This is a genomic window from Bacillus sp. FJAT-26390 (assembly GCF_001682865.1).
In the GTDB taxonomy this organism is placed as follows: domain Bacteria; phylum Bacillota; class Bacilli; order Paenibacillales; family Paenibacillaceae; genus Pristimantibacillus.
The window spans coordinates 111,855-126,993 of the sequence record NZ_MAQX01000011.1 but is presented as its reverse complement, the minus strand read 5'-3'; the positions used below and the strand labels follow the sequence as shown (position 1 = coordinate 126,993).

The window sequence follows — 15,139 nt, the reverse complement described above, 5'->3', positions numbered from 1 at the left end:
AGAGGTACGCTATGCTGGTCCAGGAACGGTACGACAAAATTGTGCAGCTGGTAAATGAGAGAGGCAGCATCCGTGTAACGGAGCTAAGCGAGCTATGTCAAGTAACCGAGGAAACGATTCGGCGCGACCTTGACCGCTTGGAGCAAGCCGGACGTTTGCGCCGCTCCCACGGCGGCGCGGTTAGCGTAAAGGATCAGCAGCCGGAGATTCCGTATTTTGAGCGGGAAATTACGCGCGCGGAGGAGAAGAAGCGGATCGCTGAGGAAGCGATTAAGCTGATCCAGCCTAAGGACCGTATTTTGCTCGACGCGAGCTCCACCGCTTGGTATATGGCGGCTAGCATGCCGGACATACCGCTGACGGTGCTTACCAATTCCATCAAAGTAGCGATGGAGCTGAGCAGCAAGGAGAAGATCGAAGTGATTTCGACGGGCGGCATATTGGCATCGCGTTCCTTGTCTTATGTCGGGCCGCTCGCAGAGCGCTCACTTGATGCGTATCATGTGGATAAAGCATTTTTCTCATGCAAGGGCGTTCACTTGGAGCGAGGCGTAAGCGAGTCAAATGAGCTCCAAGCGCGCATCAAGCAGAAAATGGTCGGCATGGCCGACCAGGTGATTCTGCTGGCTGACTCCAGCAAATTCGGCGTTCAAGCCTTCACGCATGTCGCTGATTTGAGCGATGTCGATACGATCATAACCGACAGGTATTTGTCGCCTGGGCTGTTGTCACAGCTCAAGGAGAAACAAATCTCCGTCACAACGGTTTAACCGAACACGGCGCTGGCTTCAGTAGAAGCGCAGCGCTGTTTTTGTAAAAGTGCGGATGGTCTATGGCGCTGGAAAGCAAGCTGCTGACGCGGGATAGGGAGCTTTAAGCGCCAATAGGTGCTTACAGAGCTTCGAACGAACATTAGCACAATCGCGTTTCAAAATCCGATTGGACATTCTCTTTTTTAACCAAACTTGTCTGACAACCTGATAAAATAACATCAACCATGACAAAAGGGGTGCGGGTATGAAGGTTTCCTTATTTATTACTTGCTTAAGCGATGCGCTATATCCAAGGGTCGGCGAAGCGATGGTGCGCTTGCTGGCGAAGTACGGCGTCACATTGGCGTTTCCGACGGTACAAACCTGCTGCGGGCAGCCGGCTTTCAACAGCGGCTACTGGAAGGAAGCCAGGGAGTCGGCTAAGACGATCTTGGATGCTTTTGAAGACAGCGATTTCGTTATTTCGCCTTCGGGCTCCTGCACGGGCATGATTCATCATTATCCAAAGCTGTTTGAGGATGATCCGGTTATGTTAAAGCGTGCGAATAAGCTGCAAAGCAAATCGTATGAGTTTACTCAGTTTTTGGTGCAGGTGCTCGGCGTTACGGATATCGGTGCCGCATTCCCTCATAAGGTGACGTACCATCCTTCCTGCCACGGCAGCCGGATTCTCGGCGTCAAGGACGAGCCGCTCGCGCTTATTCGGAACGTGAAGGGGCTTGAGCTTGTCCCGCTTCCATTTGCGGAGGACTGCTGCGGCTTTGGCGGAACGTTTGCGGTCAAAATGGCGGATATTTCAGGGGCAATGGTGACGGAAAAAGTTGATCATGTGCTGGAGACGGAAGCGGAAGTGCTGGTCGGACTCGACATGGCATGTCTTCTAAACATTGCCGGCAACCTGCGCTATCGCAACGAGCCCGTTCGCGTCATGCATTTGGCAGAGCTTCTCTATGAAGGGGTGAAATAAGGATGGCTGGAGCAAAAACGGAAGCTACCGTAAAAGCTAGGGCAGATCTTGCGCTCAATGATGAATTTCTGCGCAAAGCGGTAAGGTTTACGACGGAGCGTCTTCGCAACGGAAAAAAGAAAGCGACAGACGAGCATGGCAATTGGGAGGAATGGCGGGAGCGCGGCAAGCAAATTAGGCTGCATACGATCGCTCATCTCGATTACTATTTAAATCTGTTTGTAAATAACGCCCGTGCGAACGGCGTCCATGTGCATTTTGCAAGCAATACGGAGGAAGCTGTGAAGCTAACGCTTGATATCGCCGAGCATGCGAATGCCAAGTCAGTCGTCAAATCCAAGTCGATGGTGTCGGAGGAGCTGCATCTGAACCACGCGCTTGAATCAATCGGCGTCGAAGCGGTAGAAACCGATTTGGGCGAATACATTATCCAGCTAGCAGGCGAGATGCCTTCACATATCGTTATTCCGGCGATTCACAAAAATCGCTATCAAATTGCCGACCTCCTCTCCAAGGAGGCGGGCTACACGCTGCCGCCGGATACGACGGCGCTTGCAGGCTTTGTTCGCAAAAAGCTGCGCGAAAAGTTTTTGGATGCGGAAATCGGCATGACCGGCTGCAATTTTGCGATTGCGGAGACGGGCTCGATGGTGCTTTTTGAAAACGAAGGCAACGCCCGTATGGTTAGTACGGTTCCCAAAACACAAATTACGCTTATGGGCATGGAACGCATTATTCCGTCATGGGCTGACCTTGAGGTCATGGCGACGCTGCTGCCGCGCTCGGCAACGGGACAAAAGCTTACGATGTATATGTCCGGCATTACGGGTCCGCGCCGCTCGGAGGATGCGGATGGTCCGGATGAAATGCATATCATTATTATCGATAACGGCCGTTCGCTGCAGCTGGGCGATCCTGAGTTTCAAGAGCTGCTGAACTGCATTCGCTGCGGCGCCTGCTTAAATGCTTGTCCCGTCTATCGCCACATTGGCGGCCACGCCTACGGCAGTACCTACAGCGGTCCGATTGGAGCCGTACTGACCCCATCCTTGAACAAAAATATCGCGGAGTGGGACGATATCGCCAACGCCTCCAGCTTATGCGGTGCTTGTTATGAAGCGTGTCCGGTCAAAATCCCGCTGCACGACATGCTCGTTTATTTGCGCAGACGCAAGGTGGAGAGCGGCAACGGCAGCAAAATGGAGTCCATCGGCATGCAAGGTTTCGCTACCGTCATGGGGAATTCCTCGCGCCTCGGCGGCGTGCTGCGGCTGGGCAAGCTGGGGCAAAAGCTCGTTGTCCGCAGCGGCGTCATCAAGACGAAGCTTGGTCCGCTTAAAGGCTGGAACACGTACCGCGTCACGCCAAGCTTGCCGAAGGAGTCGTTCCGCGATCGCTGGGATACGCTTGATCAAGAGCTGAAGCAGGGGCTCAAACAAATGGAGCCGTCGATGCAAATTCGGATGGAGGAGCTTGTGCGCCAACGCGAGCTGGATGAGAAAAACGGCAAAGGAGGACACGGTCATGGCTGATTCGCATAAACAGTGGTTAGAGAAGCTTGAGGCGGAGTCACGCGTGAAGCAGGAGCATTTTATGAACGATATCGCCGCTAAGCTGAGGCATCCTAGAATGGTGAATAAGCCGCAGCAACCGTTCCGCGGCGCGCCTGACTTTTGGAATGCCTTCGAATGGTCGGAAGATGAGCGAATCCAGCAGTTTACCGATAATTTTTTATCCGTAGGCGGTCATGTGGCGCGTCTTCAGACGATGGAGGAAGCAAAAGCTTTTATCGTGCAAAAGGCTGGGGAAATGAGCGCGAAATACGTTGTTCGCCAAAATCAGCCGGAGCTGGATGCGCTTGATCTTGAAGGCTCTCTCACAGACTCAAAAGTGTCCACATGGAATACGGATGCGGAGCAATACTGGCGTGCGCGTGCGGCAGAAGCGGATTTTGGCATCGTCATTGCGGATCATGCTGTCGCCTATACAGGCTCGGTAACCGTATTGTCGGCGCCGAACAAAGGCCGTTCGGTCAGCCTGCTGCCGACCGTCCTCATTATAATCATTCCGATAGAGCGGTTGAAAACGAGACTAGGCGAGGTGCTCGTAAAGTTTGATGAAGCGGGTCAAGGGCAGCTGCCGGCGGGGATTCATTTTATTTCCGGCCCAAGCCGCTCCTCCGATATTGAAAATGATCTGACCATCGGGGTTCATGGCCCAGGAATTGTATACGCGCTGCTGGTCGGATAGGATTAAATTCGTTACTGATAGCGAAGGGCACGATTGCAAGGCGGCGCGTGCCGTATACTGCATAGGAGGTTAGTGTCCATGCCGTCTTTAGAGGTAGAGAAGCTTTCAAAGCGCAACCACTACGAGGCAATTACCGAGCAAGTGAAGCAGCTGATCGTGGAGGGCAAGCTCAAAGTCGGAGATAAGCTGCCTTCTACGAAACAAATGTCCGAGCAATTTGGCGTTGGCCGTTCGACCACCCGCGAGGCTTTGAGCGCGCTTAAAGCGATGGGCTTAATCGACATTCGGCAGGGCGGGGGCTGCCGCGTTATTCGCAACGCGCCAATGGATATGGAGCTTCCTGAGCTTACGTCGCTTCGCTTGAACCGCGAAACGGTGCTTGAGCTATTAGAGGCTCGCGAAGCGCTGGAGGTATCGGGCGCGGCAATAGCCGCTGCGAAGCGGACGGATGAGGATGTAAAGCTGCTGCGTGATTTGATTGACGAGATGGAGCGGACAGTTGGCGATGAGACCGAAGGCGAGCGGCTAGACCTGAAGTTTCATCTTACGCTCGCAAGGGCGACACATAACTCCATCATGGTGCGCTTGTTCGAGTCGATTATGAATTACATTGAAACGGCCATCCACGATATTCGGCGAGTCGAGCTGTATGCCAGCACAGCTGTTGCGGAGCGGCTTTATAAGGAGCATCTAGCTATCTTCGAGGCGATTGAGCAGCAAAATTCCGAGCAAGCAGCCGAACGAATGAAGCAGCATTTGCAGCATATTGAGAGCATCGTGCTAAAGCATTTGGGCGAAGGCTAAATGGGCGGGATGCATATACCCATTTATAGTCCCCCTTTTTTGCAGCGCTGGATAAATCCCAAAGCGGCTGCCTCACAAAATAAAAAGCCTGTATGCCGCCGACATCATCCTGATGGCGGCGGCATACGGGCTTTCATCGACTAGTTCTATTTCACTGTACGCAAATATTTTTTGATAAATTCTCGCGCTTTCTCCGGGTTTTTGCTGTCGAGGCGTATCCCGATGATCATGTTCTCCTTGTAAAGAGGAAGCTGATCGACAAGGGCGCTTTTGCTTATATCGATGCCGTACACATGCTCCACGGTATCGTCTTCGGTCTTCGCCTTCAACGTCAAACCATCTTTCAGCAATGGTTTGAGCTCGCCGTTAACGTCGTTATCGAGGTTCATCAGTACGCCCTGATTGCCGATCCACTCAAAAATATTCCGATCCATGATGTAAACATCCGGATGCTCTGTCGCCAAAATCAGCACTGCTTTCTGCATATAAGCCATTTGCGATTGTTCGTCGGCAGGTACGAAGGTTACCGTGGAAACGAATCTTTTCCATTCGGGAAACGCTGTCAAAAGTGCGCTTTCAATCGGCTCTTCCTTAGGAGCGTCATCCTTCAGCATGTAATTGCCCATAAAAGATACGTTTAAATCGACAGGCGGCAGACTAGCAAGCCGTTCCTGCTCCTCACGGTAGTTCATGAAGCTGATTACCCCATAGATAATAAGTGCTACTGCTGCAATTGCGCCAAGCGTATGGAACTTGTAATAGCGCCAGAAATGGTCCATTTTCTGAGCTTGTCCAGCCATCTTCTTGTACTTGCCGTATTCCTGTTCGTTGAAGGCATCGGTCAGCTTGCGATCCTCATACTCTAAAATCAGCCGATACGCCTGTGTAATCTTCGCAAAAGAATCCTCCGCGTCACCCGCGTCGTCCTTCTGCTGCTGCGTTCTGGAGCGTGCTTGACGCATAAGCGTCGTATAGCGTTTCTCCACTTCCTCTTTTGCCGCTAGCTCTGGCAGCCCCATCGTTTCATAGGCTTGTTTCAACTCTTCCACTTGCGTCACCTCAATTAGTAAGTAGCTCCTGCATGATTCCTATCTATTAGTATACGGAATTCCACAGGTAACGCAAACTTTGACAGCGTTAAACGGGCATTTGTCATTTCCTGCCGCACGCTGCCATTTCCAGCGATCGTTATGCGGCGTATGCTCAGCTCGATCCTTAAATAACAAATAAACGGTACACATGTGCAGGGGGTCTGATTTTTGAACAAAATAGACGAATTATTGGCTTCCTATCCACACGTCATTTGTTATTCTACTAATAGGACAATCAACGGATAGGATGGTGCTGGCATGACTACATCGTTTCGCTTTGATTTTGGGATTGGCAACGCGCCTGCTTCCCCTTATATACAAGTGCTTCCGGATACCGTTTATAGCGAGGCGGCAGGCTACGGCTTCGAGTCTAACGAGCGTGTCAGCTCGCGGAATCGCGACGACCAGGATCGCCTGCGCGGCGCCTTCTGCATACCGCTAGATGCTGTGTTTGCCGTCGATCTGCCTAACGGCTGCTATACGGTAACCGCAACGATCGGCGATGCAATTGCCCCGACCTCAACGACCTTAAAATATGGCGTGGGGCGCATCGTACTCCACAAGGCAGTTACATCGGCGGGGCAGTATGCGGTGCACAGCTTTACGGTCAAGGTGGTTGATGGGCGTTTGCGCCTTGCTTTCTCTGGCATTGCACCGCGCATTAATGCGCTGCGGATTGAAGAGGCGAAGCAAGCGACCACCATTTATTTGGCTGGCGACTCGACCGTGACCGATCAAGATACGTTTCCGTATGCGGGCTGGGGACAAATGCTTCCGTTATTTTTTAAGACGGATGTGGCGATTGACAACCATGCGATGTCGGGCAGAAGCTCTAGAAGCTTCATTGATGAGGGACGCCTTGCAGCGATATTGGAGCAAATTAAGCCTAACGACTACTTGTGGATACAGTTCGGACATAACGACGAGAAGCCGGACGCCGAACGGGCAACGGAGCCTTTTGGCAGCTTTAAGGAGATGCTCACGATCTATGTGGAGGGGGCTCTTGCACGCGGCGCAAGGCCGGTACTGATTACGCCGATGCATCGCCGCAAGTTTGACGAGCAGGGGCGGATCATCGACACGCATGGCGATTATTTGCTTGGCATGAAGCAGCTTGCGTCGGAGCTTGACGTTCCGCTTATTGATTTGGCTGCAAAAAGCAAAGCCTTGTATGAGCAGCTGGGCGACGAGCCCTCGAAGGCGCTGTTTATGTGGGCATATCCAGGCGAATTCATTCATTTTCCTGATGGAGTACAGGACGATACGCACTTTCAAGAGCTTGGCGGTATTCAAATTGCAGGGTTGGTTGCCGAAGGCGTACGCGAGCTTGGTCTGTCGCCGCTATTCTTATATTTGAAGGGATAATTACAAAAGAAAACTCGATTCTACGTTCCTTATAGACTACAATAGCTTAGTACCTACTGCTGTAAAAAAGAGAGGAATCCATGATGTTTGATCCAACTGTATTTGAAAACTTGAAAGTCGCTTTTGAGAACCAAATTTATGACCTAGACACGCTGGATCGAAAGGTTGATATCATCAATCGGATAGACCGGTTGGAATTAGCCGTTATGTCTCGCGAGTTTGCGCTTCAATTCACGCTGGCTGGCCGCGCGGAGGTGTCAGCGGAAATACAGCTCACTGCATCGCTGAAGGATTTGGCGGCTGAGCTCTTAGAGCAAAAGGGCGAGACGCCCGCTTGTACGCTGAGGCTTCGCTTCTATATGCAGGTGAATGATGTAAACGAGCAGTGCAGGCAGATCGAGGACATCCTGCAGCGTATTTGGGAGCCGGAAATGGCGCCGACGCAAACGATAAGCTATTTATTCGGCGATGAAGCGCCGAGCTATTCGAATGTGATCGAGCTAAGTTTTAACCGTAAAATAAGCGAGGAGCAAATGGAAGACATTCCTGAGCTGTCCCAGCATGTTCTTCAGACGCTTGCAAAGCTGGTGGAGATCGTATAATAAAGCAGAAGGGAATGGAAGCTGGTTAGTAAAATACTGTCTGTTTCCATTTGCCCAAAGCTATGCTATAGTACTTGAGGATATGCAACTAAAGAAGAAATTCCGGTGCCTCGTCAATCGACTTAACGGGCGGCCGGGAGAGGTTCGCGAACTCCCTCTATAAAAAACTATGCGAAACGATTGTCCCGTCAGGTGACATCGTCGTTTTTGCGTTCGGCGCGAACCGGTTTTTTACCGTTTCGCGCCGTTTCTTTGGTTTTTTAGCAACTTATGAAGGATGTCAGGCGATCTCTATCTTCTCAAACCAGAGAGGGAGATGCAGCATGAAAAAGGAAAAGGCGGTCGTCGTATTCAGCGGCGGCCAGGACAGCACGACTTGCTTGTTTTGGGCAATGGAGCGCTTCTCGGAGGTTGAGGCCGTTACGTTCAATTATGGACAGCGGCATAAGTTAGAGCTCGAATGCGCGGCGGATATTGCCAAGGAGCTGAATATTAAGCATCATATTCTCGATATGTCGCTGCTTAATCAATTGGCGCCTAACGCGCTCACTAGAGATGACATTGCGATTGAGCAAAAGGAAGGGGAGCTCCCTACCACCTTTGTTGATGGCCGCAATCTCTTATTTCTAACCTTCGCAGCCGTGCTGGCTAAGCAGCTAGGCGCGAAGCATATCGTGACAGGCGTATGCGAAACGGATTTTAGCGGATATCCGGATTGCCGTGATATTTTCGTGAAATCGCTCAATGTCACGCTGAATTTGTCTATGGATTATCCGTTTGTCATCGATACGCCGCTCATGTGGCTAAACAAAGCCGAGACATGGGAGCTTGCCGAGACGCTCGGCGCGTTTGAATTTGTACGGGAGCGGACGTTAACCTGCTATAACGGCATTATTGCTGACGGCTGCGGCGATTGCCCGGCATGCCAGCTGCGTAAAAACGGATTGGACGAATATTTGGCCAAACGAATGGATGGAGTGAAGCAATGATGCTGCAGCAGGTGTATCCAGCAGCCGCTCACCCTTACTCTTATGAGCTGAACAAGGATTTTCAGTTCGCAGCGGCACATTATGTGCCTGCCGAGGAAGCAGGCAAATGCCGTCAGCTTCATGGGCATACGTATTATGCCAATGTGACGGTAGCGGGCGACGAGCTTGATGCGGCTGGTTTCCTAGTCAATTTTGCTATTATCAAGCAGCTGATTCATGACCGGTTTGACCATACGCTGCTTAATGACGACAAGGAGAGCTTCAGCGACACGCAGCCGGAGCGATTTCCGACGACGGAAGTGGTAGCACGCACGATTTACGAGATCGTTCAGCGTTATTTGGACAGTACGGTGAATCGCCCGCAGTGCGTTCAGGTTTATTTAAGAGAAACGCCGACAAGCTACTGTATCTACCGCCCTAAGAGAAAGGCGGGTTCGGATGCAGGCGATTAAACGAATTCCCGTTCTGGAAGTATTCGGTCCCACCGTGCAAGGCGAAGGGATGGTCATTGGCCGAAAAACGATGTTTGTTCGTACCGCAGGCTGCGATTACAGCTGCTCATGGTGCGATTCGGCATTTACTTGGGATGGAAGCGCGAAAGCAGATATTCGCATGTTAACGGCGAATGAAATCATAGAGGAACTAATGGCAATCGGCGGAAAAACGTTCGAGCATGTGACGATTTCCGGCGGCAATCCCGCGCTGCTCCCGCAGCTTAGCGTATTTATTGAAGAGCTGCACACGCGGGGGATAAGCGTAGCGCTAGAGACGCAAGGCAGCCGCTGGCAGGACTGGTTTTGGTCGATTGACGAGCTGACCTTGTCGCCGAAGCCGCCAAGCTCCGGCATGAAGACGGATTGGCAAATTCTCGACGAGATTGTATCCAAGCTAAACGAAAAGGAAGCAAGCTTTTGCTTAAAAACGGTCGTCTTTGATGACGAGGATCTCGAATACGCAACTTTTGTTCATATGCGCTATCCGAATGTTCCCTTTTACCTGCAAGCTGGAAACAGTCAATTGCAGGAAACGGAGCCGCACAGGATGCTGCCTTATTTGGTAGAGCGTTACGAATGGCTGATCAACAGAGTAATGCCGAATGATGAATTGAAGCGGGTTCATGTGCTCCCGCAGCTTCATACCTGGGTATGGGGCAATAAAAAAGGCGTTTAATAGGAAAAGGAAGGGTGGAGACGAGCATGGAAGGAAGAAGCAAGGAAGAGCTTAATGGCGTAACGCTGCTCGGCAATCAAGGCACACAATATTTGTTTAACTACTCGCCGGAAATTTTGGAGGCATTCGATAATAAGCATCCGAACCGCGACTATTTCGTTAAGTTTAACTGCCCGGAGTTTACGAGCCTTTGTCCGATGACGGGGCAGCCGGACTTTGCAACGATTTATATTTCATATATTCCCGGTCAAAAAATGGTAGAGAGCAAATCGCTCAAGCTGTATTTGTTCAGCTTCCGCAACCATGGGGATTTTCATGAGGATTGCATGAACATCATCATGAATGATTTGATCGCGCTCATGGAGCCGAGATATATCGAGGTTTGGGGCAAGTTTACGCCTCGCGGAGGCATTTCTATCGATCCTTATTGCAACTGGGGCCAGCCCGGCACCAAATATGAGCAAATGGCGGAGCATCGCCTCATGAACCATGATCTTTATCCGGAGAAAGTGGATAACCGCTAACTTAACGCATAGGAAAGGGACACCTGTCGAAGGTGTCCCCAGAATATCGGCTAAGCCCCTCATTTGGGGCTTTTTTTAGTTATGGAAGCTTACCGAAGGTCCCATCCAGCTGTCAGGATTGCTGGCCACGAATTTATAAGTGCCGGCCGGCTGATTGCCAAGATTTAATGTGCCTTGATGCATATCATGGCCAGGCCTGCCGCCTTCTTCCGAATAAGAGGTAATGAAAACATCGCCTGATGAAGTAACGCGATAAATCGTGATGTTCAAATATCCGCTTACATGCGAATCGTACGCAGAATAATAGACGAACAGGTTGCCTCCGCCGTGCGTATAAGTACCCGTTTCAACCCGGTTTGCCGCGGAAGCGGACGAAGCAAATGCAAGCAACATGACGAGTACGATGAAGCTTAAGCCCATTTTTTTCATCATTGTATTCCTCCTCTTCAAATGGTGATCGCCAATCAACGGAATGTACACATGCTCCTCCAAGCGCGGGCTCTTGGAAGCCAATCGTGTGCAGGATCGAAGTTGAGAATCACCTCCTTTAAATAAAGGAATAAAAGATGCGTTATTTCGGACTGAATGGATGGAGGAGCTCTAGGGAGCAGCCAATCAATAGAGTGCAGCAGAGGATTTGCTGGATTATCGTAAAAGTTAATAGATGATATAGGCGGGAATAATTCCCATTGTACTAGCAAGTTAACCTATTGGCAAACAAAAATGTAAGCATATGCATGTTAAGTATTCGATTATGTATGGGGTTAACCCGCCTAAAGTCTAGGCTTCTATCCTTCCTTAAGTCCATAGCTTTTTATTTTCATTGCTCTATACTTAGGAATAGAACGGCTAATGAAATAGCGAGGAAATGAGTGGAACGTCTATGATAAGAAATGTGATATGCATGTCTGTGCTGCTTTGTACGATAGCGGCGGCGCTTACGAGCTTTGATATGGCGCCGGAAAGAGTGAATGCTGCGGCGGCGGAGCAATCGAAGTATGATGTAAAGCCTCTTACGGCAGTAGCGGTTATGCAGCTTGAAGTTGAATCGGCGGCAAATTTTAATCTTCGAATATGAAACAATAGCTCAAAGAAAACGCCGCTTCCATCCCGGAAGCGGCGTTTTCTTTGGACGAAATAGGCTACTCGCCCCGAAGCCTGCGCCGGTAAGCAAAATGATTCGTAGGCCCGTGGCCATCGCCAAACCCCAGCTGGTCTTCGATGGCAGCTTGAATGAAGGCTTTGGCTGTACGAATCGCCTCGGGAACGGTTTTTCCTTGCGCGATTTCCGCCGTTAATGCGGCTGAGAAGGTGCAACCGGTCCCATGCGTATGACGGGTTTCGATTCGCCGGCTTTCCAAGTAATCGAATCGCTCTCCATCATAAATAAGGTCGACTAGCCGTGCGCTGCCCGAATCATGCCCGCCCTTGATGACGACATAACGGGAGCCTTGCTGGAACAAGATTTTTGCTGCTTCCTCCCGTTCGCTCAGCGTGCGGATAGCCATCCGTGCGAGCAGCTCGGCTTCGGGAATGTTTGGCGTCGTTACGAGCGCGAGCGGCACCAAATGTTTAACGAGCGCTTGAATGGCTTCCTGCTGAAGCAGGGAAGAGCCGCCTTTGGCTACCATGACAGGATCAATGATCAAGTTCTGCCATTGATACTGCTTTATTTTGGCAGCTACAATTTCAATAATTTCGCTGCTGAATAGCATGCCTGTCTTAAGCGCGGAAGGCGTTAAATCCTCGCCGATCGAATCCAGCTGCCTTCTGACGGCAGCGGCTTCTACCGGATATACGCCTTGGACGCCAAGCGTATTTTGCGCCGTTACTGCGGTTAGGACTGACATGCCGTAGGCGCCAAGCTCTTGAAAGGTTTTGAGATCGGCTTGAATGCCTGCGCCGCCCCCGCTGTCTGAGCCTGCAATCGTTAACGCTTTATAGATGTTCATCGACTCGTTCCCCCGATCGTATCAATTCGCTGTCTTACAAATTGGAGAAAGCATCCTCAGCCTTTATGTCTGGCGGCAGCAGATCATTGTTAAGCAGCCATTCTCTTACATGGGACCAGGAAGCCGGGTCCTGATAGCCGAAGGTTTGCTCTCCCGCATCCATAAGCGGCAGCAGGATGTCCAAGCTTTTTGTCTCGATCTCCTTGTCGAGCGGGGACGTTTGATCCTCGTGCTCGAACAGGATCGACAGCGCTTGCTCGGCATTGGCGGAAACGTATTGCTGGCCTTCTGCCATGGCTGTAATGAATTTATGAAAAAGCGCCTTTTTCTTGCTTAGACCATCGTCGCTGGCAACAAGCACCAGCTCGTAATAGTCAGGCACGCCATAATCGGCTGGGTTAATCGCGGTCATGGGATAACCTTCCTTGGCAAGCAGCAATTGCTCATGATTAATGAAACCGCCGATGATGGCATCTACTTTGCTCGTCGAGATCGCCGGAATAAAGCTGAAGCCTACGTCGATCATTTGTACAGCTTGCGGATCTCCGCCGTCCTCCTTAATCATCGTGCGCATCATCGCCTCGTAGAGGGGGATAGAGGAGTAGCCGACTTTTTTGCCGACCAGATCCTTAGGCGACTTTACGCTTCCGCCTTCAGGCACCATCAGATGATTGAGCGGATGCCTGACGATTGCCGCAATGGACTTGACAGGGATTTTCTCGCCGCGAGCCATCAGAACTTGAGGCTGGTAGCTGAGTGCCAAATCGATTTTGCCTGCGGCTACCAGCTTTAAAGCATCGTTTGTGTCGGCGGGCATCTGAATATCAACCTCTAGTCCTTGCTTCTTGAAATATCCGTTCTTCTGAGCGGCGTATAAGAAGGAATGAACGGCGTTTGGATACCAGTCGAGCATAATCGATATTTTCTCTATCTTCTGATCATCGGCTGAAGCATCGGCCTTGGAGGCTTCGTTATTGTCCGTGGCAGCCCCGCCGCATCCGCTTATTACAAGCAGCATGGCAGCAAGCGTGATCAAGCCGCTCCAGTTTTTTTTAGCTTTTGTCATCATTTCTTCGTTCCTCTTCTCTTTAAAATCATTTTCTCAAGCAGCATCGCGCTGGCAAATAAGAGAATGCCAATGAGCGATAGCAGAAATACGGATGCAAACATGGCATCGGTGTTCAAATTGCCGGACATTCGCCGGCTGTAATAGCCAAGCCCTTCGCTGCCGCCTAGCCATTCGCCTATCGTAGCGCCTACGACGGAGTAGACGACGGACAGCTTAAGACCGGAGAAGAAGGAGGGCAGGGCAGCCGGAATTTGTATTTTGCGGAAAATGTCCCATCGGGTCGCTCCCATCGTCAGCAGCAGCTCCCGATACTCCGCATCCCCTTTGCTCAGGCCGTCGTAGGTGCTGACGACGATAGGGAAGAAGGCAGTCAAAAAAACGACGGCGACCTTGCCCCAAATCGTATAGCCGAACCATAAAATGAAGATCGGCGACAGAGCAATTAACGGGATCGTCTGGCTAATGACGATGAAGGGATACAGCGCCTTCTCGAGCGTGCGGAACGCATTCATGGCAGCTGCAAGAGCAACCCCGCCTATGACGGACAAGAGGAAGCCAAGCGCGACCTCTCGCAGCGTGGCAGCAAGATGCTTGCCAAGCAGGAGGCTGCTGTCCTCGACCAATGCCCCGCCGATTGCAGTTGGCGCTGGAAGAATGAAGGCGGGAACGAAGCCAAGGTGCACGATCCATTGCCAAACGATAAGAAGGAGCATAAGCAGCAGAATAAAAAGTCCGTAATTTTGCACCCATGTGTTAAAACGTAGTTTGCGCATGCAGTCGTCGCTCCAAATCTTGCCGCAGCTTCACAAAAGCAGCTTCATAATTCAGCTCATAGTGTCTGGGGCGCGGCAGCTGAACGGCGATTTCCTGCACGCCCTGCAGGCTGCTTTCGGACATCAAATAAATGCGGTCGCTAAGCAATATAGCCTCCTCCAGATCATGCGTAATAAAAAGGACGGTTTTGCGCAGGTCGCCCCATAGCTCAAGCAGCCATTTGTGCATGCCGCGCTTAGTCATCGCATCCAGCGCGCCGAATGGCTCATCAAGGAGCAGAAGCTCTTGCCCGGTCACGAGCGTCCGCAAAAAAGCGGCGCGCTGCCGCATGCCTCCCGATAGCTCATCCGGATAAGCCTGCTCATATCCAGCAAGCCCGAAGCGGCTGAGCAGCTCCCGTATTTGCGCGGAGCCAGCTGCGCGGTCTCCTCGCGCAAGCTCAAGCGGCAGCAAGCAATTATCGAGCACGGTCCGCCATGGGAGGAGCAGATCTTTTTGCGGCATGTAGGCGACCTTGCCTAACCGGTGCGGGGCAAGCTCGCCGCGCAGCCTAATTTCTCCTTCGGCAGGCTGAAGCAGCCCGGCCATAAGCTTGAAGAGCGTGCTCTTGCCTGAGCCGCTTGCCCCGATGATCGATACGAATTCGCCGGCGTGAGCCTCCAATGATAGATTGGAGAATACAGGCTTGCTGTTAGATGGATAGGAGTAGGTCAAATGGTGAAGCGATAATAGCGCGGTAATACGCATCCCCCCGTAAACAAATAAAGACCCACCCATTTCCGGAGGGAAATGAGCGGGTCTAACGAACA

At 51.3% G+C, this 15,139-nt stretch carries 18 protein-coding genes and 1 riboswitch; of the genes, 12 read left to right on the top strand and 6 right to left on the bottom strand.

Features of this window, described 5'->3' with window-relative positions; all coding sequences use genetic code 11:
• Nucleotides 1-11: 11 nt before the first annotated feature.
• The 5 genes from A7975_RS12335 (at nt 12) to A7975_RS12315 (ending at nt 4,794) form a co-directional block, all read left to right on the top strand.
• Complete coding sequence (locus A7975_RS12335) at nt 12-770, top strand: DeoR/GlpR family DNA-binding transcription regulator (RefSeq protein ID WP_065385293.1); 759 nt, start codon at nt 12-14, stop codon at nt 768-770.
• A gap of 247 nt (nt 771-1,017) precedes the next feature.
• Nucleotides 1,018-1,740: a (Fe-S)-binding protein gene (locus A7975_RS12330; RefSeq protein WP_065385292.1), complete on the top strand. Its 723-nt coding sequence runs from the start codon at nt 1,018-1,020 to the stop codon at nt 1,738-1,740.
• Nucleotides 1,741-1,742: 2 nt separating this feature from the next.
• The gene (locus A7975_RS12325; protein ID WP_065385291.1) at nt 1,743-3,272 is read left to right on the top strand and encodes a LutB/LldF family L-lactate oxidation iron-sulfur protein; all 1,530 of its coding nucleotides are present in this window, start codon (nt 1,743-1,745) and stop codon (nt 3,270-3,272) included.
• Nucleotides 3,265-3,990, top strand: a complete 726-nt coding sequence (locus tag A7975_RS12320; protein ID WP_065385290.1) for a LutC/YkgG family protein — start codon at nt 3,265-3,267, stop codon at nt 3,988-3,990. Before A7975_RS12325 ends, A7975_RS12320 begins: the two co-directional genes overlap by 8 nt.
• 78 nt (nt 3,991-4,068) lie before the next feature.
• Nucleotides 4,069-4,794 (top strand): FadR/GntR family transcriptional regulator, encoded by a 726-nt coding sequence (locus tag A7975_RS12315; RefSeq protein ID WP_065385289.1) that lies wholly within the window; start codon nt 4,069-4,071, stop codon nt 4,792-4,794.
• A gap of 146 nt (nt 4,795-4,940) precedes the next feature.
• Here A7975_RS12315 and A7975_RS12310 read toward each other — a convergent pair whose 3' ends face one another.
• Nucleotides 4,941-5,843 (bottom strand): molecular chaperone DnaJ, encoded by a 903-nt coding sequence (locus A7975_RS12310; protein ID WP_065385873.1) that lies wholly within the window; start codon nt 5,841-5,843, stop codon nt 4,941-4,943.
• A gap of 300 nt (nt 5,844-6,143) precedes the next feature.
• Between A7975_RS12310 and A7975_RS12305 the strand changes: the two genes are divergently transcribed.
• The 6 genes from A7975_RS12305 to queF all read left to right on the top strand — a co-directional run bounded on the left by A7975_RS12305 (nt 6,144) and on the right by queF (nt 10,535).
• Nucleotides 6,144-7,250 carry a rhamnogalacturonan acetylesterase gene (locus A7975_RS12305; protein WP_065385288.1) on the top strand — a complete coding sequence of 369 codons (1,107 nt, stop codon included), beginning with the start codon at nt 6,144-6,146 and terminating at the stop codon, nt 7,248-7,250.
• An 83-nt stretch (nt 7,251-7,333) separates the two neighbouring features.
• Nucleotides 7,334-7,852, top strand: coding sequence for a hypothetical protein (locus tag A7975_RS12300; RefSeq protein ID WP_065385287.1), 519 nt, complete (start codon nt 7,334-7,336; stop codon nt 7,850-7,852).
• A 133-nt stretch (nt 7,853-7,985) separates the two neighbouring features.
• A riboswitch (PreQ1 riboswitch) is annotated at nt 7,986-8,029 on the top strand.
• Between the two features lie 146 nt (nt 8,030-8,175).
• The gene (gene queC, locus A7975_RS12295; RefSeq protein ID WP_065385286.1) at nt 8,176-8,841 is read left to right on the top strand and encodes a 7-cyano-7-deazaguanine synthase QueC; all 666 of its coding nucleotides are present in this window, start codon (nt 8,176-8,178) and stop codon (nt 8,839-8,841) included.
• Nucleotides 8,841-9,293 (top strand): 6-carboxytetrahydropterin synthase QueD, encoded by a 453-nt coding sequence (queD, locus tag A7975_RS12290; RefSeq protein ID WP_053377891.1) that lies wholly within the window; start codon nt 8,841-8,843, stop codon nt 9,291-9,293. Before queC ends, queD begins: the two co-directional genes overlap by 1 nt.
• Nucleotides 9,280-10,011, top strand: a complete 732-nt coding sequence (queE, locus tag A7975_RS12285; protein WP_065385285.1) for a 7-carboxy-7-deazaguanine synthase QueE — start codon at nt 9,280-9,282, stop codon at nt 10,009-10,011. The genes queD and queE overlap by 14 nt, the downstream gene beginning before the upstream one ends.
• A 26-nt stretch (nt 10,012-10,037) precedes the next feature.
• Entirely contained in the window at nt 10,038-10,535 is a 498-nt protein-coding gene (gene queF / locus A7975_RS12280) for a preQ(1) synthase (protein ID WP_065385284.1), read from the top strand.
• A gap of 75 nt (nt 10,536-10,610) precedes the next feature.
• Here queF and A7975_RS12275 read toward each other — a convergent pair whose 3' ends face one another.
• Complete coding sequence (locus A7975_RS12275; protein WP_065385283.1) at nt 10,611-10,967, bottom strand: hypothetical protein; 357 nt, start codon at nt 10,965-10,967, stop codon at nt 10,611-10,613.
• A gap of 451 nt (nt 10,968-11,418) precedes the next feature.
• On the opposite strand from A7975_RS12275, the gene A7975_RS12270 reads away from it, so the two are divergent.
• Nucleotides 11,419-11,613 (top strand): hypothetical protein, encoded by a 195-nt coding sequence (locus A7975_RS12270; protein WP_053377000.1) that lies wholly within the window; start codon nt 11,419-11,421, stop codon nt 11,611-11,613.
• 64 nt (nt 11,614-11,677) lie between these two features.
• Here the strand turns inward: A7975_RS12270 and thiD are convergent, their stop codons facing one another.
• Genes thiD through A7975_RS12250 form a run of 4 tightly spaced genes read right to left on the bottom strand, consistent with a single transcriptional unit; the run spans nt 11,678 to nt 15,077 of the window.
• Complete coding sequence (gene thiD, locus A7975_RS12265) at nt 11,678-12,487, bottom strand: bifunctional hydroxymethylpyrimidine kinase/phosphomethylpyrimidine kinase (RefSeq protein WP_053376999.1); 810 nt, start codon at nt 12,485-12,487, stop codon at nt 11,678-11,680.
• Between the two features lie 34 nt (nt 12,488-12,521).
• Complete coding sequence (locus tag A7975_RS12260; protein ID WP_255314268.1) at nt 12,522-13,556, bottom strand: ABC transporter substrate-binding protein; 1,035 nt, start codon at nt 13,554-13,556, stop codon at nt 12,522-12,524.
• The gene (locus A7975_RS12255) at nt 13,553-14,329 is read right to left on the bottom strand and encodes an ABC transporter permease (protein ID WP_065385282.1); all 777 of its coding nucleotides are present in this window, start codon (nt 14,327-14,329) and stop codon (nt 13,553-13,555) included. The genes A7975_RS12260 and A7975_RS12255 overlap by 4 nt, the downstream gene beginning before the upstream one ends.
• Complete coding sequence (locus tag A7975_RS12250; protein WP_065385281.1) at nt 14,310-15,077, bottom strand: ABC transporter ATP-binding protein; 768 nt, start codon at nt 15,075-15,077, stop codon at nt 14,310-14,312. The genes A7975_RS12255 and A7975_RS12250 overlap by 20 nt, the downstream gene beginning before the upstream one ends.
• Nucleotides 15,078-15,139 lie beyond the last annotated feature (62 nt).

Excerpts from the sequence above, each read along its gene's own strand:
- A7975_RS12335 (WP_065385293.1), top strand. The coding sequence starts at position 12 with ATGCTGGTCCAGGAACGGTACGACAAAATTGTGCAGCTGGTAAATGAG.
- A7975_RS12330 (WP_065385292.1), top strand. The coding sequence starts at position 1,018 with ATGAAGGTTTCCTTATTTATTACTTGCTTAAGCGATGCGCTATATCCA.
- A7975_RS12325 (WP_065385291.1), top strand. The coding sequence starts at position 1,743 with ATGGCTGGAGCAAAAACGGAAGCTACCGTAAAAGCTAGGGCAGATCTT.
- A7975_RS12320 (WP_065385290.1), top strand. The coding sequence starts at position 3,265 with ATGGCTGATTCGCATAAACAGTGGTTAGAGAAGCTTGAGGCGGAGTCA.
- A7975_RS12315 (WP_065385289.1), top strand. The coding sequence starts at position 4,069 with ATGCCGTCTTTAGAGGTAGAGAAGCTTTCAAAGCGCAACCACTACGAG.
- A7975_RS12305 (WP_065385288.1), top strand. The coding sequence starts at position 6,144 with ATGACTACATCGTTTCGCTTTGATTTTGGGATTGGCAACGCGCCTGCT.
- A7975_RS12300 (WP_065385287.1), top strand. The coding sequence starts at position 7,334 with ATGTTTGATCCAACTGTATTTGAAAACTTGAAAGTCGCTTTTGAGAAC.
- queC (WP_065385286.1), top strand. The coding sequence starts at position 8,176 with ATGAAAAAGGAAAAGGCGGTCGTCGTATTCAGCGGCGGCCAGGACAGC.
- queD (WP_053377891.1), top strand. The coding sequence starts at position 8,841 with ATGCTGCAGCAGGTGTATCCAGCAGCCGCTCACCCTTACTCTTATGAG.
- queE (WP_065385285.1), top strand. The coding sequence starts at position 9,280 with ATGCAGGCGATTAAACGAATTCCCGTTCTGGAAGTATTCGGTCCCACC.
- queF (WP_065385284.1), top strand. The coding sequence starts at position 10,038 with ATGGAAGGAAGAAGCAAGGAAGAGCTTAATGGCGTAACGCTGCTCGGC.
- A7975_RS12275 (WP_065385283.1), bottom strand. The coding sequence starts at position 10,967 with ATGATGAAAAAAATGGGCTTAAGCTTCATCGTACTCGTCATGTTGCTT.
- A7975_RS12270 (WP_053377000.1), top strand. The coding sequence starts at position 11,419 with ATGATAAGAAATGTGATATGCATGTCTGTGCTGCTTTGTACGATAGCG.
- thiD (WP_053376999.1), bottom strand. The coding sequence starts at position 12,487 with ATGAACATCTATAAAGCGTTAACGATTGCAGGCTCAGACAGCGGGGGC.
- A7975_RS12260 (WP_255314268.1), bottom strand. The coding sequence starts at position 13,556 with ATGATGACAAAAGCTAAAAAAAACTGGAGCGGCTTGATCACGCTTGCT.
- A7975_RS12255 (WP_065385282.1), bottom strand. The coding sequence starts at position 14,329 with ATGCGCAAACTACGTTTTAACACATGGGTGCAAAATTACGGACTTTTT.
- A7975_RS12250 (WP_065385281.1), bottom strand. The coding sequence starts at position 15,077 with ATGCGTATTACCGCGCTATTATCGCTTCACCATTTGACCTACTCCTAT.